The organism is Geminocystis sp. GBBB08 (assembly GCF_016743215.1).
In the GTDB taxonomy this organism is placed as follows: domain Bacteria; phylum Cyanobacteriota; class Cyanobacteriia; order Cyanobacteriales; family Cyanobacteriaceae; genus Geminocystis.
The window spans coordinates 18,959-42,031 of sequence record NZ_VRZC01000013.1; the positions used below are offsets into that span (position 1 = coordinate 18,959).

Here is a 23,073-nt window from a genome sequence, read left to right on the forward strand (position 1 = left end):
ATCAATTATGAACTCTAATGAAATCTTAACCAAAAATTGTGATAGTTTCCTGAGATTAATATATAATTTTGAAAATGGCAATGGGATATTTCCCGATAACAAATCATAAAATTCTGTTATAAGCTATTAGTAGGGATAAAAAAATATTCAAAGGAATATCTAAAATATGACTAATATACAAGAGAAAATTCAAGAAGAACTAAAAGAAGCTAGGGAGGTTTGTGATGTGAGTGGAAAAGATTCTCCTGAATGTGCAGCCGCCTGGGATGCGGTGGAAGAATTACAAGCAGAAGCCTCTCATCAGAAAAACAATGAGCCTCAGAAGACATCTTTAGAGCAATATTGTGATGCTAACCCTGATGCGGCGGAGTGTCGTCTTTACGAAGATTAAATAGTTGGCAATCTTCATCATCAAAATTTTGTGGGTGGGCTTTCCCACCTTTTTTTTTGCTCTCAATATTTTGACGACTTTGAGTTAGCCTTTTGATCTTTATATAGCAATAAACGAGTTAGTTAAGACATTCTCGAAATCTATAGTTGTCATTCCGAGCATAGAGAGGAATCTCAAAACGTTCTAATCAACTCGTTATCTGCTATATTTAGTTTTCTTTGACCAATATGCAGAATATATTATATAATCTTTTTGCTAAAAAATATCATAATTAGTGCAATTAATTCTCAATACTGGTAAAATAAATTTCAGATAAAATTTTTCAAAACCAAGAGTCCATGAATAAAATTAGCAGAAGAATATTTTTAGGTACAGGAGCAGCAGTTTCGGCAGTGGCTTTAGCTGAATTAACGGGAGTAGGTAAAAGTTCAGCACAAAACAAACAGATTAATCTCTATTCGTCTCGTCACTACAATACGGATATGAAACTATATACTGATTTTGAAAAACAAACTGGTATAAAAGTCAATTTAGTGGAAGGAAAAGGAGAGGAATTATTACAAAGAATTAAAAGTGAAGGGCGTAATTCTCCGGCAGATATTTTTTTGACGGCAGATGTGGGAAATATTTGGTTAGCCCAACAAGCGGGAGTTTTTGCTCCTGTTAATTCTTCCGTCTTAAATCAACGAATTCCCCCCAATCTACGAGATACGGTTAAAAATGAATGGTTTGGATTTAGTACTAGAGTTCGAGTGATTATGTATAGAAAAGGAAAAATTAATCCTAGTCAACTATCTACTTATGAAGATTTAGGAAATCCGAAATGGCGAGGGAAATTGATTATGCGTACTTCTACCAATATTTACAATCAGTCTTTAACCGCATGGCTTTTAGGCATTCAAGGATCAGCAAAAACAGAACAATGGGCAAAGAATGTCGTTGCTAATTTTGCCCGTCAACCCCAAGGTGGCGATCGGGATCAATTTGAAGCTGTAGCCGCAGGAATTGCTGATTTAACAGTTGCTAATACTTATTATTTAGGAAGTTATGGTACTTCTAAAGATCCTCAAAAGAAAGAAATTTTTAATAGTATAGGTGTCTTTTTCCCTAATCAAGGTAAAGGACAAAGTGGTGCTTTTTCTAATATTAGTGGTGGTGGAGTGTTAAAAAATGCCCCTAATCGAGCTGGTGCTATCAAATTTTTAGAGTATTTAACTAGCCCCTCAGCACAAAACTATTTTGCAAAAGGTAATTTTGAGTATCCGGTGGTTAAGGGTGCAGAAATTGATCCTTTATTAAAAAGTTTTGGTACGTTTAGAACTTCAACCACTTCTTTAACAGGAGTTGGACCTAATTTAGCTAATGCAGTCAAAATTATGGATCGTGCTGGTTGGAAATAAAACCTTAACTTCAACAAAAAATAGGCGATCGCTGTCAGTAAGACTAGAGTTTAATATGAGGGACAAACAAAAAATTGAAATCCCCTTTTTTCAACTTGGGCGTTTTTAGAGTCTGCTATTTGATTGGGAGGCGATCGCCTTGGGAGGCACTGGGTGATCGAATGGCTTAAGGCGGTTTCCAAAAAAGAATTTACCATTCTTCTTTATAATTCCCCCTTTGTTAAGGGGAGTTAGGGGGGATGAGGCTTAAACCCGTTGCCTTGGCATAAAATTCTTAACCTTTCCTATTTATATTAAAAATTAGCACATAAAATTGAAATTCACTATCTAAAGCTCGTTTAATATTTTCGGCTTTTCTAAATCCATGCGCTTCATCAGGAAAAGTGACATAAATTGTTTTAATTCCCTTCTTTTCAAGAGCTTTTACCATCATTTCTGCTTGATTTGGGGGGACAATTTTATCTTCTAATCCTTGAAAAAATGCCACAGGACATGATAATTTATCGATGTGATTAATAGGAGATCGAGCTTGATAAATTGCTTTTTCTTCGGGATATTTACCGATTAAATTATCTAAATAACGAGACTCAAATTTATGGGTATCTTTGGCTAAGGCTTCTAAATCACTGACACCATAATAACTTGCTCCTGCTTTAAAAGTATCATCAAAAGTTAAAGCAGCTAAAGTAGTATAACCTCCTGCACTACCACCAGAAATTGCTAATTTATTTTCGTCAACTTCTCCTTGTTTAACTAAATATTTAGCAACATTGATACAATCTTCCACATCGACAATGCCCCAGTTTTTATTTAATCTTAAGCGATAATCCCTACCATAACCAGTACTTCCACCGTAGTTGACATCCACAAAAGCAAAACCTCGACTTGTCCAGTATTGTATCTTTAAATTATAACTAGCAGTGGTGGCCGCTGTAGGTCCTCCGTGACTTTTGACTAATAAAGGAGGCAATGAGTTTTTAGGTGCTTGAAAATCTTTGTTTTTAGGAGGATAATACCACGCAAAAGCAGTTTTATTATTACTGGTAGGAAATTCTATCTGTTGGGGTTGACTTAAGTAATCTTGATCTATATCTAAGTTACTCGATAGTTTGAGAATTTTGGTTTCCCCCGTGGCAATGTTGATTTTTACAATTCCTGTGGGTTGGGTTGGAGAGCCTCCTGTAAACAAAATATTATTGCCTTTGACTTGTAAATAAGCAATATTGGTAAAAGAAATATTAAGGTTAGTTAGGCTTTTATTTTTAGTATCTAAACTAGCTAAATGGGAAATGCCATCTTGGATATAAGTGCAAATAATAGTATTTTCATCAGCAAAACCATAAACTGACTCTCCAAAAACCCAATGAGGATAACTAAATTCGGCATCTAATGCGTATAAAGACGTTACTTCTCCTGTTTCTTCTCGGCGATAAATATTCCACCAATTACGGCGATCGCAACTAAAGTATAATGTACCGTTGGGGCTAAATTCAGGCTGACAAATCGATTCATTTTCTCCCCCTGCTACTAATTGGATATTGGTTAAACTGCCATCGGGGTTAATATCCGCTAAATATAATTTTGTACTATCCCAAGGCATATTAGGATGATACCAAGCTAACCATGCTAATTGAGCATTATCTGTAGAAATACGGGGCGAAGAGTAAAAATCTGCCCCTGTGACAAGGTTTTGAACTTTTCCAGTGGTTAAATCAATGGTAACAAGTTTATTTTCAGGTTCAGTGTTAGGATTAGTATGATCTTCAGCCACACAAATTAACCGATTACGAGTCTTATCTAAGGCAAAATCAGCATAACGTAAGGAAGATTCAGCAGTTAAGGGTTGCGGTATTTCTCCTTTTTTGTGTACATATATCTGTCGATCGGTAAAGTTACTAAAATAAATTATGCCCTCATGAATCAAAAATGCACCACCACCATATTCATGAACACGACTACGCACATTAAAAGGTTTTGGGGTAATATCCACCGTTGTACCATCTTCATTTAAACACACGATCACTGATCTACCGCCTTCCGATGGACGACTTTCTAGCCAATAGATTTCTTTTCTGTCAAATTTTACTGCACCTAAACCAATGGTAGCGGATACAATTAAATCTGAACTAATTGGCGATCGCCATGAACCATAATTTGCGATAGTCGTTTGTGTCATAAATGTACAAAATTAATTATCTATTGACGGTTTATCATCACCTAATCTTTATCTTGACATAAATTTTGATGATCAGGAATTAAATTTTTAGCAAAAAAAGATAAATAAAAAGAAATAATAAAAATTGTAAAAAAATAGCTCTTATTTTACGAATAAGACTATATTGAAAGTAGAGGAAAAAATAAATAGTAAATAGTCAAGATTCAATATAGCAACTATTTTAGTTATAAAAAGACTTCAACTATAGAGTACTACTACATGATGATTCTTAGGCTATTAATACCAGTGCAAAATAAATTGTACATAGGCAAGGCACAAGGTTTAAACCCCTTAATTGCCCCTTATTCTCCTAGTATGCCCAAAAATAAAATGCAGTATTGATTTTGCTTACCTACTTATTTTGACTTCCAGATGAGGTTAACAAATATTGATTATCAAAAATTATAAATTTAGTAAAAAAATAGTTAAATATTGTTAATATTATGTCAAAAAATAATTAATCTAAGGAGAAAAATACATGGCTACGGGAATTAGTAAAGGTTTAAAAATTAGATATTGGATAGGTATTGGTTATGCCATCCCCATTATTTTATCGGTTATCGCTCCCGTTTTAGTAGTTAGAAATATTGGACAATTAAAAGAAGCTATTGCCGAAACAGACAACGTTAGCTTTATCATGCAAGATGTAATCAATTTGACGGAAAATGTACAAATTAGTTCTCGAGCAACCCGTGGTTATTTACTCAACCCAGATCAAACCAGTCTTGATAACTTTAAAGATTCGATCAAAGAAGTACAAGATACTCTTAAATCTATTCAAAAAAGAGTCAAAAATGAGGAACAAATTAAAAGATTAGATGAATTTGAAAAAGTTTTTGCGGAAATGACTCAACTCAACCAAGATTTATTAGATGTTGCTCGATCTCAAGGAAATGAAGCGGCAATCAAAAAATGGATTGCTGAAGATGGAAGAGCTGCTATGGGCAGAGTAACAGAAATATTAGATGAATTTGAGGCTAAAGAAAAAGAAATTTTTGAAGAATATGCCACAAAACAAAATGAATCCGTCAACGCGCTCCAAAAAGTAGTTTTATTGACTAGCATTATTATTGTAGCAGGTTCTTTAACATTTGCGTTTATTATTTATTTCAATATCACCCGTCGTCTCAACGATGCTACTGCTCAAATTGCGACATCTAGCACTGAAATTGCCGCTACCATTGAACAACAGGATCGTACTTCCAGTCAACAAGCCGCTTCTGTTAATGAAACTACCACGACAATGGATGAATTAGGAGCTTCTTCTCGTCAATCATCTGAACAAGCCGAATCCGCCGCTAATGCTGCGAGGGAAGCCTTACAGTTAGCAGAAAATGGAGATCATGCGGTACAACAAACTCTCTCAGAAATGAATGAACTTAAACATAAAGTAGGTGCGATCGCCGAGCAAATAATGCAGTTAAGCGAACAAACTAACCAAATCGGGAGTATTTCCCAGTTAGTAAGTGATATTGCTAACCGGACTAATATGTTAGCCCTTAATGCTGCGGTGGAAGCAGTTAGAGCTGGAGAACATGGTAAAGGTTTTGCTGTAGTTGCTGCCGAAATTCGTAAATTAGCAGATCAAAGTAAACAATCAGCCGAAAAAATCAACGGTTTAGTATCCCAAATTCAAAACTCCATCAACACAACGGTAATGGTAACCGATGAAGGGACAAAAACTGTAGATTCAGGTATGCAAATCGCTCAAAATACCGCCCTTGCCTTTGCTGGGGTAAAAGAATCCGTTAATAACGTAGTGATGAATAACCAACAAATCGCCCTCAATATTCGTCAACAATCCACTGCTTTTGAACAAGTCTTAACGGCTATGAATGCGATTAATCAGGGTGCAAGAGAAACCTCCGCAGGTATTACTCAAACTCGTATTGGGACACAAAAGCTCAATGATGTTACAAAAGAACTAAAAGAACTTGTTTAATTAGGAATTAGGAATTAGGAATTAGGGATCAATAACTTAGTAAATCGTCATTGCGAGGCACGAAGCAATCTCAACCCCTTAATTTTCCAATTAACACAATCCCCTTATTATTGCGTAAGTCGTATTAACCTAGAGCATCGTTGCCTATTGCCCATTACTTCCCTTCAGCAAAAAATTTAGATTATTTATTATGAAAGATCATCCTTATCTTACTTTTACCCTCAATGATTCAATTTATGGTATCGATACCTTTGCCGTTGAGGAAATTTTCTTTTTACCCGAATTAACTCCCATTCCCGAAGCCCCTAGAGATATTATTGGAGTGGTAAATGTGCGAGGTGAAATTTTGCCTGTAATGGATATTAATCTTCGTTTTGGGTATCATGAAGAAGATCATCATATTACAGATAGTGTTATTGTTCTTAAATCTGATAATTTAAGGGTTGGTATCATTGTCAATCAAGTCGAAGAAGTCAAAAATATTGAAGATACTGCTATTAGTGAGGAAATTTCTATCGGTAGAGATTCTATTGTTAGTCAACGGCGTAAATTTATCTCTGGTATTGCCCGAAAAGATGAGAATATTATCGTGATTCTTGACTCAAATCATTTAATCCATTACATCGAAAAACAAGAAATTACTCAAGATTTAAGTGATCTTTCTCAAGATAATATTAATGAAGATTATTTAGCTTTAGAAAAAAGACCCGTTTTTTGTCCAAATGCGACTTCAGAAGAAAGAGAAATTTACCGTCAACGAGCTAATAATTTAAGACAAACAACTGAAACTGAGGAAAAAGAAGGTTATAAACCTCTTGCCATTATTGCTTTAGACGATGAGTTTTTCGGAATGGATTTAAGTATTGTTAGAGAATTTACCGATATTAGTCATTTAACCCCAATCCCGTGTTGCCCTCATCATATCATTGGTAACATGAATTTACGAGGAGAGATTTTAACTTTGGTAGATATTAGAAATTTACTAAATCTTTCCCAAAAGGATATGAGTAATAAATCTCAGGCGATCGTGGTACAAGTAGATGATATAGTGGCGGGAATAAAAGTAGAGGAGGTTGTTGATGTAATGTTCTTAAATCCAAAAGAGATTACTTCTATACCTACTGCCCTTCATTCCTTTAACGATGAGTATTTACAAGGCACTGCTCCTTATCGGGATAAAATGATGACTATTCTTGATCTTCCCAAAATTTTATTAAGTAATGCTTTAGTAGTAGAAGAACTTGTTTAACTGGTCATTACAAGTACTTAAAAGTTATAAAACAATAGACTTCTCCAAAAAATCTGATTTTAACTCAGGGATCATTAAAAACATAGCCTAAATTCATAAATAGTTTATTAGAATTGATTGCATTTTTAATTATTGGAGATGCCTAATAAATAGTGATGGGGTGAATAAGTAGGGGATTAATGAGAAGATAAAATTTTTTCTTAGGGAAATAAAGTTAAAGTTATAGAAATCTCTTATAACTCTCCTTTAATCTTAACAGGGTTGTTTTATTTTCGACTAGAAAAGAAATAGTAAAAAAAAGAGAAGAAAAAGTGCAAAGACGCAAAGAATACTATTAAGTTATTATCTAAGGATAAGGATAATCAGGAGATTGAGGAGATGACTAATCAACAACCAAGGAATTCAGAAGAGAATCAACAACAGTCGTTAAGTTTCGGGGAAAAATTGACTGCTATCATCGCAAAACCCCAGACTCAGTTGGTTTCTTTGTTAACAATAATGGCGATTGTTGCTGGTGGTTATGTCGTAAGTCGGCATTTAATCACAAAGGTTATTCCTTCACAAATGGAAAAAGAGTTAGAAAGAATTTTTGACAGGGATGTTAGTTTAGGGAAAGTTACCAGTTTTTCTTGGAATCAAGTTATTATTGAAAATTTAGCGATTCCACCCACAAAAAAAGATGTTAGTTTTGTCGAAATAGACGCTATAAAAATTAATGTAGATTTGTTGTCTTTAATTTTCCATCGTCATTTATTGTTAGATATTATCGCCTCCGATGTCAATGGTTATGCGCAGTTAGATACTTTATTTGATATTCAGAAGCAAAAGACGTTACCAAATTCTCTAAAGTTACCCCCTTTACCGATTGAGACAATTATTAGTTTAAGGTTAAATCATAGCAAAATCGCCATTACTCCGAATATGGAAACAAAGGCGGTAGAGATAAAAACGAAAGGAAAACTTAAGTTAATTTATGATAATGATACTCAACCTTTAAGTTATGAGTTAGAGAATACGATTAATAATAGTGAGATTAACATTAAGGGAGAAACTTTATTAAGCAACACCAGTAGTAAAAATGAGTTAGAAATTCGTTATCTTTATTTGCCTGAAGTTGTCTCATTAATTCCTAATTTACCTTTAGAGATAAAGGAAGGAAGACTTAACAGTAATTTAGAATTAGTTACTCTTTCTTTGCCACAATTTCCACAGACAATTATCACCGGTAAAATTAGCTTAGAAGATGTGGAAGGAAAACTCAATATTAACGAGATTAATGTTAGCAAAGAGATTAATAATATTCAGAAGGTAACAGATAAGGAAAAATCGAGGAAGATTCCCCTCTTGGAAAAAAGTTTTACTGGTAATGCTTCTTTAAATTTGCAAAACAATTCTCTTAATATTGAAACTGCTAATTTTACTTTCGGTGAGTTAGGAGGTTTTGTTAAGGGTGATATTGGTATCGACACTGGTTATAATTTGATGGCGAATCTTAATCCCGTTATTATCAGTAAAGTTTTACCGAGTTTAAATATTCAATCACCTGTTAAAGTTGATGGTTTATTATCAGGGAATTTTCTTGTCAAGGGAGAAATAGACAATCCGCAAATTTTAGGAAAAGTGAGGATAAAAAATAGTCAAGTAGATAAATTAGAGTTAGGAGAAATTAATAGTCAATTTTTGGCAAATTTAGATAACGTCACCATCAAAGAAGTAACGGTTAAACCACCAACAGGAGGGAAAATTGTCACTCAAGGAGTGATTAATACTAATTTTAGTCAAACTCTTAACGAAGGAAAATCAATAAAAGTGGAGAAGATTCCTTTCAATTTTCGATTTACTGCCAATTTACCTTCCACAGAGTTAATTAATAGTTATGATATTTTACCAACTGGCATTGATATAGGAAATTTGTTGACAGCAGGAGAAATTAAAGGGAATCTTAACCAACCTCAAGGAAGAATATCTTTTTCACTGCCGAATATAACGGGAGAAAAATTAGGAATCATTTCGACACAAGGAAAATTTGTTATCAACAAAAATGAAGTTAATCTTCTGGATACCGAGTTAGTCATAAATAAAAGTCGTATCCAAATTAATGGTGAGAGTAATTTTAAGGAAAAAACTTGGCAACTTTCCGCACTTAGTAACAATATCAATCTAACTCCTTTCCTTGATCAATTTTGTCAAACTTCTGCTAACTGTGAGAATCTTCCCGTCAATTTTTCTTTGCCGATAAAAGCGAAAGATTTAGATATTAGTTTAAAAGGAAGTTTTGAAGAAGAGGAGACACAGAGACAGGGAGATTTGTTAGTTAATATTTCTGAAAAGGAAGAGAAGAGACATGATGAAAGTAACGGGTTGGCAAAAATTAATTTTAATAATGTAGAAGGAGAAGGAAAAGTTAACCTTGTTATCAATGATGGTAATTTACGATTAGATACTCGTTTAGTTAATGGCAATTTATTTATTAACGGTAAGGCTAATCAAATTTCTGTCAATAATTTATTCCCTTCTTTACCGACAACTACTCATCTTATTAGTAGTCAATTTAAAATTAGTGGTGACGTTAAGGAGTTAATTGACATCGGTAACGAAAATAGAGAGAATCTTCCTCCGAGTTTAACTTTTTCTGCTGATAGTCAATTACGCATTGAAAATGGTTTAGTTGAAACTGCTACTAAAATTGATGAGGAAAAGACAGAATTTTCTGCGGATTTTCTTAGTCAACTTAGTCTTAATCAATTTATTCCTACTCTTAATGGTGAAGTTAACTCTAGTCAGATAAATTTGTCAGCAAAAACGAAGGAGTTATATCAATTAGCTAGACAATCTTTTAACTTCCATAATTTTTCTACTATTAATAGTCTTAACTTGACGGGAAATTTTCAAGGTAGGTTAGCGGATGGTAATTTTAATACCCAGGCAAGGATAAATAATGGCATCTTTTCCTTAGATGGAGTCACGAAAAATATTTCCCTTTCTCAACTGTTACCTGAGACGAAGATAAATGCTAAAAATCTCAATACTAATATCAGTATCTCTAGTAATTTTTCTGAGTTAGTGACTTTTGCGATTAACTATATAGATAGTCAAAGTTTTTCTCCTTTGCCGAGTTTAAATCTTCTTGTGGATGGTAAAACAAATATTGCGCAAGGAAGAATCTTCCTCTCTACGAAAATTAATAACAGTCAATGGCAAAGTAATATTAAAACTCAAAATCTTAATCTCGAAAGTTTTAATCAACAATTGGCTTTTCTTCCTTCTTCTTTCTTCCTTGAAAAAGAGATAAAAGGAGTTAAGCAATTTAATAACGTCAACAGTGAAATAAATATGAGGGGAAATCTTCCCGTTTTTGGCGAGAAAATCACTTCTTTTCCTGTCAATCTTGAGTCAGCGTTTATTGAGGCAGGGAAAAATACTGTCAATGCAAAAGGTAATTTTAATCTTGTCAATATCTTAACTAAACCAGATGTTAATAATTTACAACTGCAAGTAACAGCTAACTCTAACTTAAATATTATTCCTATTAATCAACTTTTTTCTCAAGAATCTTCTCGTCAAGGTGTCAATTTTCTTCCGCAATCACTGAATCTTGAAGGCAAGGTTAATTTTCAAGGAGTCTTGTCGGCGCAAAATTTATTAACTAATCCACTAGGTAAAAATAATCTTAATATTGAGGGAAACTTAAGCCTAACTAACCTTAACTTTAATCAACTAAAATTTGAGTCTTTGTTGACGGGAAAAGTTGCTATCAATCCCAGTCAAAAAATTGTCTTAGATTTACGAGGAAAAGAAGACATCATCGCCGCTAACTTTGTCAAACAAAATTTATCAATTCCTTCGGCAAATTTAACTTTACCCTTCACTCCTAATAGTTTAGAAATTAATAAAATAGGAAACTTCCCCTTCAACTTTCAAGGAAGACGAGAAGATAATCAGTTTATTGTTTCCCTTCACAACTTTTCTTTAGAAACTCTGCAACTGCAACCGGTGATTAGTTATGGAATCAAGGGGAAAATTCAAGGAAACTTGGCGACAAATTTTACTCTTAATTTAACTGACTTAACTGCTAAAGGTGACTTAAAGTTAAATAATCTTGGTATTGGCAACATTATCGGTAAGCAATTTACCACTAATTTTTACTATCAAAATAATATCGCTCAATTAGATAACGGGCAACTAAAATTTGGTGAAACTATCTATGACTTGCAAGGAAAAATTAACTTAGCAACTCAAGACATCCAAGGCAAAATTAACTTACAAGGCAAAATTGAAGACATTTTTAACACCTTGAAAATAACCGATGTCGCTACCTTAACTGGTTTACTAAAACAATGGCAAAATGAAAATTATTTCGTTGCCGCTTCTGCTATCCCTAGTCAATCTTTAGGAAACCAAGATGATTCCATCAAAACAAAAGTTAATCTACTTTCTAGTATAGATGATCAAATCCGGGCGATCGCAAAACAAATAGAATCTGGTACAATACCTAATGATTTAGATATATCGGGCGCTTATGAAGGGGAGATTCTTCTCGGTGGCAAACTATCGTTACCTGAGATTGGGGTTAACTTAGAAGGCAATCAATGGCAATGGCTACCGCAACAACCTTTTCCGAATATCGTCAATAGTTTGGGTTTAATAATACAAGAAAGTCAAGCAATTCCCATTCAAAAAATTGCCTTAAATGCCAACTTCAAAAATGATAATCTAACAGTCAATCCTTTTCGCTTAAATCTTGGCAACAGTCAAATTTTCTTTGCCGGAAATCTATCACCAAAAACCCAAGAAGGTAAGTTTCAAATAATAGACTTTCCTCTAGATTTCGTTACTGCTTTTTTTCCTCTACCTTTCGATATTAACAGTTTAATTGATATGGAAGGTAACATCGCTGGAAATTTGCTCAATCCTGAAATAAAAGGCAACCTAACTTTAAATAATACTGCCCTCGATGGAGCAATAATTGAAGATAAAATAAACACCGAATTTACCTATAAAAACTATCAACTAGATATAGCAACTATTGATAGTAAAAATATTAATTTTAATGCTTCTCTGCCTTACCATCCATTAACTATAACAGATAAACCTGCGATTATTAATTTACAACTAGATACCGAAAACATAACATTTTTAGAATTACTTACCAAAGGGCAATTGCAATTAAAGCAAGGAAAAATATCAACAAATTTAGCCATAAAAATAGATTCATTTAATAAGCTGTTTAATAACTTTAATATTGATAAAATAAAGCTAGGAGGAAACATAAACTTTGAAGATGCAATAATAAATAGTGTTAGTTTAAATACTCCTGTTAATTTATCAGGCAATATTAACTTAATAGAAGAAAAACAAGCAATTGATGTAAGTAATTTAGAGGCAAAAATTAACAATACTGATATTAAGATAACTGGAATTTTACCCCTAATCAATCCATTAAAAGATAACGAAAATATTCTAACTTTAAATATTCCTAATCAAGCCTTACAAGTAAAAAATATTTACTCAGGAAAAGTTGATGCTGATATCAAGATTGATGGTACAGTATTAAAACCTAAAATTGGCGGTTATGTAAGTTTAAATAATGGTAACTTTAGTCTTAGAGAAACAGAAACCAATAATAATGTATCCCAACCCAAAAATAAACAACTGTCAGAAGATTGGTTGGGGAAAAAATCCGCCTCAAATTCTAGTTTCTTTCAGCCAGAGTTACAAAATTTTACTTTAAAACTAAATAATACAACAGCAAATCAATGGCGATTTTATCGCTTTTTATTTGGCGGAGAATTAGTGCTTAACGGGGGAGTACTTAATTTAGAAAATCTTAGGGCCGATGGGGCAATAAACATCCGTAGAGGGCAAATTTATCTGGGGGGTGCAAGTCCTTTAGTAAGTTTAACTTCTGATTTAGCTGTAGGACAAACTACATTTTTCTTATCTCGCACGAATAATAATAGAATAATCTTTGATAAAAATGAAAATATCCTCAATCCTGACATTGATTTAGAGTTACAAGCTGACATTGTAGATTATTCGAGACAATTACCAACTACTCAACAAAACGAAATATCCGATCCGATTATAAGGGGAGGAAGGGGAGAAAATATACAGGTGGTATTAGGAATTAAAGGAGGATTAGCTCAATTATTACCAGTATTAGGAGATAATAATTATGGTGTGTGTCGTGTACCTGCTTCTACTCCGATAGCTGATAATATACAACTATCACCCTCACAATTAGATAAAGTGTCACAATGTATCAATTTAGCGGTATTAAATAAACAAGGCACAAATTTGAATCTATTAAATTCCCCTTTAGTGTCTCTTAGTAGTACACCTAACCGTAGTGAAGGGGAGTTAATTAACTTAATTATAGGGGGACAATTGTTCAATTTAGCCACTCAATTACAGGAGTTAAGTGGAGAGCAATTATTTGAAAATGGTTTAGTACAATTTATTTTAGTACCTTTAGCCAATAATATCAGTTTTGGGGTCAATGAAAAAGTAAGTACATGGGGTAAACCTTTAGGAATGAAAGATTTGAGAGTTTTTCCGTTAGTAGAGGGGGTGTATGAAGTGAAAGATAACTCTAATGTGACAGTTTCTTATGACTATATATATGGAGAATTTAAAGTGCGTTATCAGATGCGATTTTAACGATTGACAATTAAGAATGAGCTACTAAGCTATTAAAATATTAATTATGCGGAATATAAGTTAAAATTCAGAAAGTGTTTTTTTGCTATTTTATTCTTATGGGCTAAATTATATGTTAAGACTAATTATCGTCACGGTGCTTTTTTGTCTGTTTTTTTTTAATACCCCTACCATCGCCACAGAAATAATTAATACTCCCTTTACGGAAGCACAATTACAAGAAGGAGAAAATATCGCTGAAGAAGCGTTAAAAGCAACGGAAAAAGGTGATTTTACCCTCGCCGAAAACTATTGGAGTCAATTAATCGAAAAATTCCCTACAAATCCCGCCGTGTGGAGTAACCGTGGCAACGCTAGAGTTAGTCAAAATAAATTAGAAGAAGCTATTGCTGACTATAACGAGTCTATCAAACTTGCACCGAATGCACCAGATCCTTATCTTAATCGTGGTACTGCCTATGAAAGTTTAAAAGAATATGAAAAAGCGATCGCTGATTATGAAAAAGTGTTGACATTAGATCCAGAAGATGCTATGGCTTATAATAACTTGGGTAATGCGAAAGCTGGATTAAAAGATTGGGAAACGGCGGTGAAATATTATCATAAAGCCACAGAATTATCCCCTCAATTTGCCTTTGCTGGTGCGAATGAATCTCTTGCTTTGTATCAAATCGGCAAAAAAGATGAAGCTTTAAAAAAAATGCGTAATCTTGTGCGTAAATATCCGATGTTTCCTGATATGAGAGCTGCTTTAACGGCGGTTTTATGGGAAAATGGGAAACAAGGGGAAGCTGAAAGTAATTGGGTTGCTACTATTGGCATTGATAGTCGTTATAAAGATGTTGAATGGTTGAAGGAAGTTAGACGTTGGCCCCCTAATATGGTTGTAGCATTAGAAAAATTTTTAACTATAGACGGAAATTAAAATCATCGGCAATCGGTAATATTGAGATCTTGCACCAATACATTAATACTAAGGAGATAAAAGCAAAAAAATCAATTTCAATAGCTTTAAAATCAATTCTTATCACTCTTCCCTCATCTCTTTTCCCAAATCCGCTCCCCTAACCGCCTGATTTATGACGAATAGTGTAAGATCTGAGTAATAGGCGAAAAATAATCCTAAAATAATTAGTGCAAAAAAATAGCAATGAGAAAAAAAGTTGGAGTTATTGGCGGTGGTCAGTTAGCATGGATGATGGCACAAGTTGCACCATTGGAAAATATTGATTTATGGGTACAAACTCCTCATCATTCTGATTCTGCTGTGAGTTTAGCTACTCAGACTGTTTTTGCCGATATTGATGATGCCATCGCCACTGATATATTAGCTCAAAACTGTGATGTGATTACTTTTGAGAATGAGTTTGTTAATTTAGAAAAGTTGCAAAAGTTAGCGGATAAAGGGGGCTGTTTTTATCCTCGTCTTTCTAGTTTATCTCCGTTATTGGATAAATATGAGCAAAGATATTTTTTGAAAAATCATGGTTTTCGTGTGCCTCATTTTCAGGCTTATAATTCGGAGGCGGATTTTGAGTCTTTTTCTTTTCCCTTAGTGTTAAAAGTCCGTCGTCACGGTTATGATGGACAAGGAACTGTCATCATTAAGCATAGAGAAGAATTAAGCTCGATTTTGCCTAAATTTAATGGTATTCCTTTATTAATAGAAGAATTCATTCCTTTTGAGCGAGAATTAGCTATTGTCGCCGCTCGTAGTGTTAATAATGAAATTAAGATATATCCAGTGGTGGAAACCTATCAAGAAAATCAAGTCTGCCGTTGGGTAATCGCCCCTGCTTTAATCACTTTGGAGCAAATTAAGGAAATTGAAGCGATCGCCAAAAAACTATTAATAGAGTTGGATTATGTCGGGGTATTAGCCATTGAGCTATTTTTAAGCAAAAACGGGAAAATTTTAGTAAATGAAACAGCACCCCGCACTCATAATTCAGGACATTACACATTAGATGCTTGTGAAACTTCTCAATTTGCTTTGCAGTTACAGGCAATTACGGGAAAACCTTTAGGTAATATAAATTTAAAAACTTCTGGAGCATTAATGGTAAATTTACTTGGTTATGAATCAGCAAATAGTGAATATTTAGAGAAAAGAGAAGCTATTAAAAAATTAGGTGCATTGGTTCATTGGTATGGAAAAACAGAATCTCGTATAGGCAGAAAAATGGGTCATGTGACGGTGTTGTTAACCGAAAATAACCCAGAAAAAAGGTATCAACAAGGAAAATTAATAGCAGAAAAAATCGAGTTTATTTGGAATAGTTAATATTTCACAGTATAAAACATTTACTATAGTTTGTATTAAGGGATTTATCCCTGATTTTATTAATTCCTCATTCCTCATTCCTCATTATTTTTTAGGTGCATTAGCACGAAGAAACTCGATGGATTCTTTAGAAGGCCACAGTATTATTTTAGTAAGCATTTCATCTTGTCCTTGTTTTAATGCTTCTAACATTCCTTCTAAGATAACAACTTCAATTTTCACACTAGAAGCTAATTGAGGTTGAGATTTTTTAAAACTTTCGACTAAATCTTCTACCTGTTTTTGATCAAAAAAGAATGGTATTACTTCTTGATCATTTTGTTTTATAGTTAAATAACCTTGATCATCTCCAGCTCTAGCAACAAATAAAGGTACTCCTGCTTGATATTGATTATTCAGTTTTTTTGCTTGATCTACTTGACTTTTTGAAGGTACATAGGCAAAATTGATGGCATCTTTTTCTTTACTATTTTTTTCGGCTAACTCAAAAATTTCCCCTAAAGAAACAGGAATAACTTGTACTTGTTTACCTAATTCAGGATTTTCTTGTTTCAATTTTGCTACAAAATTATTAGCGTCTTCTTTACTGATAAAAACTCCTGCGACTTTACCATCTTTATCATTAGAAGCAATAAGAGGAGCTCCTTTACTATCAGCAACAGTAAAGACAGGAATGGGTCTAAGTTTTTGGACAATTACTTCTTGGGGCAATGCCAATAATTTTGTAGTTTGGGTTAACCAGCAACTAATTAAAGTTGCACTAACTAAACTGACATTTTTTACTTTATTTAATAACGATTTTTTCTTCGACATAATTGTTTAAAGATATTAATTTGAGTGATGATGTTTGATCGAGACGACTATTTTACTAAATGGCACTCCCACAATAACATATCAGATATAGTGAATAATTGATTTATCACTTATACTTTCACTATATCAATGTTTTTTGTAGTTTTATGTAAATGAAAACAAAATAATACCATTACTTATAGCTTAATAGTGATGATCAGGTACAAACAAAAAATTGAATTCCTCTTTTTCAAGGGGGATAGAATTGCTATATATAAAGATTTTCTTTACATTTTCAACAATTCCCAAATCTAAAGTTAAGCTAGAAAATAAGAACTATTATTTATTTATTAAGTTCCTTGATCTGTTTTTAATTATCAAAATGCTTTTTGATACGGCAAATTTAACCTATTGGATTTTTCTAGGCATTGGTATTTTTTTATTTCTTCTTGTGATTCTCACGGGTGGGGGAGAAGATCAAGATTTAGATACTGATGTAAATTTTGATGCTGATGTGGATATGGATACCGATGTGGATTTAGATAGTGAGGTGGATAATCATATAACTCCTGATTTTGATACTGATTCTGATGTTAATTTTTTGTTTGTTTTGTCATGGTTAGGAGTGGGAAAATGTCCTTTTTTAATTCTCCTTGCCATTGATTTTTCTACTTGGGGAGTAGCCGGTTGGTTTCTTAATGTTACCATTGGTGGTTTTCTTAATGCCATTCCTAGTGGTTTTTTCGCCGTTTTCATTTTCTTTATTTCTTTCTTTTTTAGTATTTGGGTTGGTAGAGTGCTTTCTCATCCTATCGGTAAAATTTTTGCTAATTTTGGGGAAGAAACTGATGGCGATCGCCTGATTGGTAGTATTGGAACTGTGACTTCTAAACAATTACCTTATTTAATTAATGGTAGAATTGGTCAAGCAGATGTAGTTGATAATGCCAGTAATTTAGTAACTATTGAAGTTTGTTTACCTGATTGGGCAAAGATTATACCTCATCGAGGGCAGGAAATTTTAATTATTGATCGTCAAAAACATTGTTTTATTGCGATCGCAAAAGACACTTCAGATCAAGATAAATGGCTTAATTCCATGAAGAATTAGGAATCAGGAAAAAGGAATTAGGAATTGATAATAGACTTCTTGCACCAAGTCGAGTAATGAGTAATAAGTAATAAGTAATGAGTTAAAAAATCAGCATTTTTCACCTTAAAACAGATTTTACTTTGAATTTTGCACTCGTGTCTAATGAAAAAAAATCCCCTGAGTTGAAGATTGAGGAGCTTAAAAATTTGCCCTCGTTGCCCAACTTTAGGGGGGAATAAAGAAAAAATGTAACACAGGTATCTTGCCTGTAACCCTAATTGGGGATTAAGTTACTTCATATATTGAGGAGTAAAATTATGAAATTTTGGTTACTGTTTATTCAAACTTTATCTATTAGTAAATTAGAAAATATTGAAGTTAATAATCTGATTCAATATGATAGTAATTTCACTAAATCTAATAGTAATTTAAAGACAAATATCGCTCAAATACCTTTAAGCAATACCCATACTTTAGCCCAAGTAAATTTAGGGAATTTGACTTTTTTTGGAGGTTTAATCGGTGGTTTAGTATTACTCGGTTTAGTTGCTATTTGGGGTTATACAAGGGTTTATGTTGTGACTCCTAATAACGAGGCATTTGTTAGAAATGGCGGTTTATTTACTAAAGAAAAAAAGGTAATTCTTAACGGTGGTTGTATCGTGATTCCAGGTATTCATGAGTTAACTCGAGTGCCTTTAAGAGAGATTTTTATTGACGTAGTAAGACAAGGGAATTTAGCTGTGCGAACAAAAGACTATTTACGAGCAAATATGCGAGTTACTTTTTATGTTTGTATTAGTGCTGATAAAGATGCGGTTTTAACAGCGGCTCAAAGGTTATCGAAACAAGGTAAAATTTCTGAATCTGACATCAAAGATGCTCTCGAAAAACGTGCTGATGATGCTATTCGGGCGGCGGCAAAACAAAAAAGTATTGCTGAAATTGACTCTGATAAGTTAGGTTTTGCGGAAGAAGTTTTAAATTTAATCCAACAAGATTTGCGAAAAGTTGGTTTAACTTTAAATAATATTGCTGTTTCAGAAATTGAAGAAAGTGATACCTATGATGAAAATAACTTTTTTGATGCCCAAGGAGTTCGTTTACGCACAGAAACAATCCAAAAATCTATCAAACAAAAATTAGGAGTTGAATTAGAAACTCAACGAGAAAAAAGAGAGATTGAATTAAATACTCAAGTGGCTATTCAACAACAAGAATTAGCCGCCGAAAAACAATCTTTAACTATTAATAAACAGAAAGAAGAAGCTAAATTAACACAAATGAAAGAAATTGAATTTCTTAAAGTTCAAAGAGAAAGAGAAGTTCAAGAAGCAAGGGATCAAGAACAGGCTAAAATTGAACGGAATAAAATTTTGCAACAACAAGCCATTGAGGAGGAAAGAATTAAACAACAATTAGCAGTACAACAGAGCCAAATTGATGCTAATATTGCTTTAGAAGAACGTAATAAACAGTTTAAAGTTGCCCAAATCGCTCAAGCACAAGAGTCAGAAGTAGCAGAAATCGATCGCCAACGTACAGTTGAAGCTACCCGATTACTAGCTCAAATTGCCATAGCTGAAGCTGATCAACAATCTCAAATTGCTCAAAAAGAGGCGGCGATCGCCATTACCGATAAAGAAAAAGAAAGATTTGTCGCCGAAGCGCAAAAAGCCAAAGCTGAAGAAGCGGTGAAAACTGCCCGACAAGTAGAAAATGCCGAGAGGGAGAAACAATTATCATTGATTGTTGCTGAAAGAGAAGCGGCAGAAAAACGAATTACCGATCAAAACGTAGTCGAAATCGATGTTTTCCGTCGTCGTCGTCAAGCAGAAATTGCCCGTCAAGCGGCAGAATTAGAAGCAGAATCTATCCGCACTTTAGCTGATGCTGAAAAGTATCGATTATTAGCTGAAGCCCAAGGTAAATTAGCTGCTATTCAAGCGGAGAACGTTCTCAGTGACGCAAATCGTACGGCTGACCTCATAAAAGTCATTTTCCCCATAATTGCCCCTCAATTGCCCGAAATACTCAAATCTTTAGCACCACAACCCGGAGTTTTAGGGGATGCCCGAATTTATGCGTTTCCAGGATTAAATAGTAATGGCACAAATAGCGGTAATGATATTAATAAAATTTTGCTTTCTACCAGTGGTTTATCATTAATAAATACTCTATTAGATGAGGGTAAATTAGGTGATATTATTGCTCAAATTAAAGGTTTATTAAAGTCAAATGAAGGAGTTAATAATAATACTCAATTAACCAATGATTTTAATTATCAAACTAATGTTACTAATGTTAATTCTGAGACTATTCCTTCTGAAACTTTAGCCTCAAATATTGATGAAATTGATCAATCTATGGCACAATCAGAAGATGTAGATTTTTCTCCTTGGGCAGAAAATGGTTAAGGAATGAGGAATTACATCTAAGATGCCTATTTTATCAATATCAATTTTTTAGTTGGTCTTTTAAGTTATTGTTGATTTATAATGGCTAAAGCCATCACTACGAACTTTGAAAAAATATACAGTTAATTTTACATGGCTACTTATTAATATTACTGACTATTCACTATTATGTCAAATTCACAAAATAACAAAAGAAAAACCATAGAAGAATTAGAAGCTGAAATTTTAAATTCAACGCCTATTAAAACAAAAACTTTTAGCAGTTTAATTACATCGGTAAAAAATTGGTTTGCTACTTTACCTTCCACTGGTAAAATTGTTGTTGGTTTATTTGGTTTCATGATTGCTTTTTCTCTTTTAAAAACTGTTTTATCCATCGTACAATTAGCTTTTACTTTTGCTATTTTAGGAGTTATTTTTTATATTGTTTTTCAATTTGTTTCCAAATCTAAACTATGAAAATTGAACAAATTGAGCTTTATAATCTTTCAATTCCTTTTATTTTTCCTTTTAAATTTAGTAATGGTGAATTATTACAGCATACTTGTTTAATTGTAGCAGTGAAAAGTGAAGGTGAAAAGGGTTGGGGAGAATGTCCAACTTTTGATAATCCTTATTATACTTATGAAACTATCAGCACTGCTAGTCATATTTTAAAAGATTTTTTAATTCCTAAAGTTATCGGTAAAAAAATTAATCGCCCTCAAGAAATTAGAGATTTATTAGCACCAATTCGAGGGCATAACATGGCTAAATCAGCTTTAGATTGTGCAATATATGATTTATTTGCTAAATTTGAAAATGTTTCTCTTCGTCAATATTTAGGTGGAGTAAAAGATAAAATAAAAGTCGGTGTTAGTGTTTCTTTAGAAGGAGATATTAATCAATTATTAGACAAAGTTGAAAGTTACGTTAATGAAGGTTATCAAAGAGTTAAATTAAAAATTTCCCCTCATTGGAATTTACAACCTTTACAAGAAGTTAGAAAAAAATATCCTGATTTATTATTAATGGCGGATGCTAACTCTGCTTTTACCCTTGATGATGTTGCTTTATTTCAGGCAATGGATGAGTTAAATTTAACTATGATTGAGCAACCTTTGGCTTATGATGATTTATTAGGTCATAGTACTTTACAACGTCAAATTAATACCCCTATTTGTCTCGATGAAAGCATTAATTCTCTTCATGATACCAAATTGGCGATCGCTTTAAAATCAGCAGAAGTAATAAATTTAAAAGTGTCAAGGGTAGGAGGGATAACTAACGCCATAGAAATTCATGATTTATGTGAAAAAGCAGGAATAAAATTATGGTGTGGGGGTATGCTAGAATCAGGTATTGGTAGAGCAACGAATCTACATTTAGCTAGTTTGAGGAATTTTGTCTATCCTGCTGATATTTCCGCCACTAATCGCTATTTTCTCGAAGATATAACCCAACCAACGGTTTATCTTAACTCTGAAGATTCAACGATAAATGTGCCAACAAATTCAGGTATTGGAGTAGAAGTTAATAAAAATCTGTTATTAAAATATTCCCACTATCGACAAGTTTTTCGATAATCAATAAAATCTCCCAAAATCTTATTAATTATTAATTGTGTTGAAGATTATCACTACATCCCTTGAAAATGTTTTTCCTCCCAAGGAAATGATAAAATATCCCAGTGCCGTAGCATTAGGAAACTTTGATGGCATACATAAAGGACATCAGCAAGTAATTCAACCTATTTTTAAATATCCTAATTTAACCCCTTCTTTAGTCACATTTATTCCCCATCCTCAAGAATTTTTTACTGGTAAAAAGAAACAACTTCTTACTCCTATTTCTGAAAAATGCAAAATATTAGAAACCTTAGGGGTTAAACAATTAATCTTATTACGTTTTGATGGAGATTTAGCTAATTTAACAGCAGAAAAATTTGTCAAAGATATACTAATTAAACACATTAAAGCCAATTTTATCAGTGTCGGTGAAGATTTTTGTTTTGGTTATCAAAGACAAGGAAATGCAAAATATTTAGAATTATTAGCCCATCAATATAACGTCAAAGTAAGTATTACTAAAGAGCAAAATTTAACTATCAGAAAAGAATCTATTAGAATTAGTAGTTCATATATTCGTCAAAATTTAAGTCAGGGAAAACCAGAGTTAGCGAATGAAATGTTAGGAAGAGAATATCAAATTATTGGTAAAGTAATTGAAGGACAAAAATTGGGTAGAAAAATTGGTTTTCCGACTGCTAATTTAGAGATTCCTTCAGAAAAATTTTTACCAAAAAAGGGAGTTTATGGTGTTAAAGTTAATGTAGAAAATAAACACTTATTATCTAATTTACCTGGGGTAATGAATATTGGTACACGCCCTACTATTGAAGGAAAAAATATATCTATAGAAATTCATTTATTAAATTGGCATGGAGACTTATATAATCAAATTTTAACAGTTAAATTACTTAATTTTATTCGTCCTGAACAAAAATTTTCTTCTATAGATGAATTAAAAAAACAAATTAAGTTAGATTGTCAACAATTAACAATAAAAGTATAGGTATAAAGAATTAGTAAGGTAGATGTTGAACAATATTTAAAAAAGTTAACTACAAATCGAGAAAATTATGCCTTTAA

General features: G+C 33.0%; 14 protein-coding genes. 12 read left to right on the forward strand and 2 right to left on the reverse strand.

What is annotated here, in order from left to right; genetic code table 11:
• The first annotated feature begins 166 nt into the window (after nt 1–166).
• Nucleotides 167–391 (forward strand): Calvin cycle protein CP12, encoded by a 225-nt coding sequence (locus FWJ34_RS03345; RefSeq protein WP_308253911.1) that lies wholly within the window; start codon nt 167–169, stop codon nt 389–391.
• 338 nt (nt 392–729) lie between these two features.
• Entirely contained in the window at nt 730–1,791 is a 1,062-nt protein-coding gene (locus FWJ34_RS03350) for a Fe(3+) ABC transporter substrate-binding protein (protein ID WP_308253912.1), read from the forward strand.
• Nucleotides 1,792–2,065: 274 nt separating this feature from the next.
• On the opposite strand, the gene FWJ34_RS03355 is transcribed toward FWJ34_RS03350, so the two are convergent.
• A complete protein-coding gene (locus tag FWJ34_RS03355; protein WP_308253913.1) occupies nt 2,066–3,967 on the reverse strand; it encodes a S9 family peptidase in 1,902 nt (633 codons plus the stop codon).
• Between the two features lie 517 nt (nt 3,968–4,484).
• On the opposite strand from FWJ34_RS03355, the gene FWJ34_RS03360 reads away from it, so the two are divergent.
• From FWJ34_RS03360 to FWJ34_RS03380, 5 genes are all read left to right on the forward strand, one after another.
• Nucleotides 4,485–5,948 carry a methyl-accepting chemotaxis protein gene (locus FWJ34_RS03360; protein ID WP_308253914.1) on the forward strand — a complete coding sequence of 488 codons (1,464 nt, stop codon included), beginning with the start codon at nt 4,485–4,487 and terminating at the stop codon, nt 5,946–5,948.
• A 190-nt stretch (nt 5,949–6,138) separates the two neighbouring features.
• On the forward strand, nt 6,139–7,197 hold the full coding sequence (locus FWJ34_RS03365) for a chemotaxis protein CheW (protein ID WP_308253915.1): 1,059 nt from the start codon (nt 6,139–6,141) through the stop codon (nt 7,195–7,197).
• Between the two features lie 378 nt (nt 7,198–7,575).
• Nucleotides 7,576–13,857, forward strand: coding sequence for a translocation/assembly module TamB domain-containing protein (locus FWJ34_RS03370; protein ID WP_308253916.1), 6,282 nt, complete (start codon nt 7,576–7,578; stop codon nt 13,855–13,857).
• Between the two features lie 112 nt (nt 13,858–13,969).
• Nucleotides 13,970–14,782 (forward strand): tetratricopeptide repeat protein, encoded by an 813-nt coding sequence (locus tag FWJ34_RS03375; RefSeq protein ID WP_308253917.1) that lies wholly within the window; start codon nt 13,970–13,972, stop codon nt 14,780–14,782.
• Nucleotides 14,783–15,007: 225 nt separating this feature from the next.
• Nucleotides 15,008–16,141, forward strand: a complete 1,134-nt coding sequence (locus FWJ34_RS03380; RefSeq protein ID WP_308253918.1) for a 5-(carboxyamino)imidazole ribonucleotide synthase — start codon at nt 15,008–15,010, stop codon at nt 16,139–16,141.
• Between the two features lie 84 nt (nt 16,142–16,225).
• Here the strand turns inward: FWJ34_RS03380 and FWJ34_RS03385 are convergent, their stop codons facing one another.
• Nucleotides 16,226–16,954: a Tic22 family protein gene (locus FWJ34_RS03385; protein WP_308253919.1), complete on the reverse strand. Its 729-nt coding sequence runs from the start codon at nt 16,952–16,954 to the stop codon at nt 16,226–16,228.
• Nucleotides 16,955–17,315: 361 nt separating this feature from the next.
• On the opposite strand from FWJ34_RS03385, the gene FWJ34_RS03390 reads away from it, so the two are divergent.
• The 5 genes from FWJ34_RS03390 to FWJ34_RS03410 all read left to right on the forward strand — a co-directional run bounded on the left by FWJ34_RS03390 (nt 17,316) and on the right by FWJ34_RS03410 (nt 22,996).
• On the forward strand, nt 17,316–18,044 hold the full coding sequence (locus FWJ34_RS03390; RefSeq protein WP_308253920.1) for an OB-fold-containig protein: 729 nt from the start codon (nt 17,316–17,318) through the stop codon (nt 18,042–18,044).
• A gap of 299 nt (nt 18,045–18,343) precedes the next feature.
• Entirely contained in the window at nt 18,344–20,443 is a 2,100-nt protein-coding gene (locus FWJ34_RS03395; RefSeq protein WP_308253921.1) for an SPFH domain-containing protein, read from the forward strand.
• A gap of 168 nt (nt 20,444–20,611) precedes the next feature.
• Nucleotides 20,612–20,902, forward strand: a complete 291-nt coding sequence (locus FWJ34_RS03400; protein WP_308253922.1) for a hypothetical protein — start codon at nt 20,612–20,614, stop codon at nt 20,900–20,902.
• On the forward strand, nt 20,899–22,008 hold the full coding sequence (menC, locus tag FWJ34_RS03405) for an o-succinylbenzoate synthase (RefSeq protein WP_308253923.1): 1,110 nt from the start codon (nt 20,899–20,901) through the stop codon (nt 22,006–22,008). The genes FWJ34_RS03400 and menC overlap by 4 nt, the downstream gene beginning before the upstream one ends.
• 88 nt (nt 22,009–22,096) lie before the next feature.
• Complete coding sequence (locus FWJ34_RS03410) at nt 22,097–22,996, forward strand: bifunctional riboflavin kinase/FAD synthetase (protein WP_308253927.1); 900 nt, start codon at nt 22,097–22,099, stop codon at nt 22,994–22,996.
• The last annotated feature ends 77 nt before the right edge of the window (nt 22,997–23,073 follow it).

Excerpts from the sequence above, each read along its gene's own strand:
- FWJ34_RS03345 (WP_308253911.1), top strand. The coding sequence starts at position 167 with ATGACTAATATACAAGAGAAAATTCAAGAAGAACTAAAAGAAGCTAGG.
- FWJ34_RS03350 (WP_308253912.1), top strand. The coding sequence starts at position 730 with ATGAATAAAATTAGCAGAAGAATATTTTTAGGTACAGGAGCAGCAGTT.
- FWJ34_RS03355 (WP_308253913.1), bottom strand. The coding sequence starts at position 3,967 with ATGACACAAACGACTATCGCAAATTATGGTTCATGGCGATCGCCAATT.
- FWJ34_RS03360 (WP_308253914.1), top strand. The coding sequence starts at position 4,485 with ATGGCTACGGGAATTAGTAAAGGTTTAAAAATTAGATATTGGATAGGT.
- FWJ34_RS03365 (WP_308253915.1), top strand. The coding sequence starts at position 6,139 with ATGAAAGATCATCCTTATCTTACTTTTACCCTCAATGATTCAATTTAT.
- FWJ34_RS03370 (WP_308253916.1), top strand. The coding sequence starts at position 7,576 with ATGACTAATCAACAACCAAGGAATTCAGAAGAGAATCAACAACAGTCG.
- FWJ34_RS03375 (WP_308253917.1), top strand. The coding sequence starts at position 13,970 with ATGTTAAGACTAATTATCGTCACGGTGCTTTTTTGTCTGTTTTTTTTT.
- FWJ34_RS03380 (WP_308253918.1), top strand. The coding sequence starts at position 15,008 with ATGAGAAAAAAAGTTGGAGTTATTGGCGGTGGTCAGTTAGCATGGATG.
- FWJ34_RS03385 (WP_308253919.1), bottom strand. The coding sequence starts at position 16,954 with ATGTCGAAGAAAAAATCGTTATTAAATAAAGTAAAAAATGTCAGTTTA.
- FWJ34_RS03390 (WP_308253920.1), top strand. The coding sequence starts at position 17,316 with ATGCTTTTTGATACGGCAAATTTAACCTATTGGATTTTTCTAGGCATT.
- FWJ34_RS03395 (WP_308253921.1), top strand. The coding sequence starts at position 18,344 with ATGAAATTTTGGTTACTGTTTATTCAAACTTTATCTATTAGTAAATTA.
- FWJ34_RS03400 (WP_308253922.1), top strand. The coding sequence starts at position 20,612 with ATGTCAAATTCACAAAATAACAAAAGAAAAACCATAGAAGAATTAGAA.
- menC (WP_308253923.1), top strand. The coding sequence starts at position 20,899 with ATGAAAATTGAACAAATTGAGCTTTATAATCTTTCAATTCCTTTTATT.
- FWJ34_RS03410 (WP_308253927.1), top strand. The coding sequence starts at position 22,097 with ATGATAAAATATCCCAGTGCCGTAGCATTAGGAAACTTTGATGGCATA.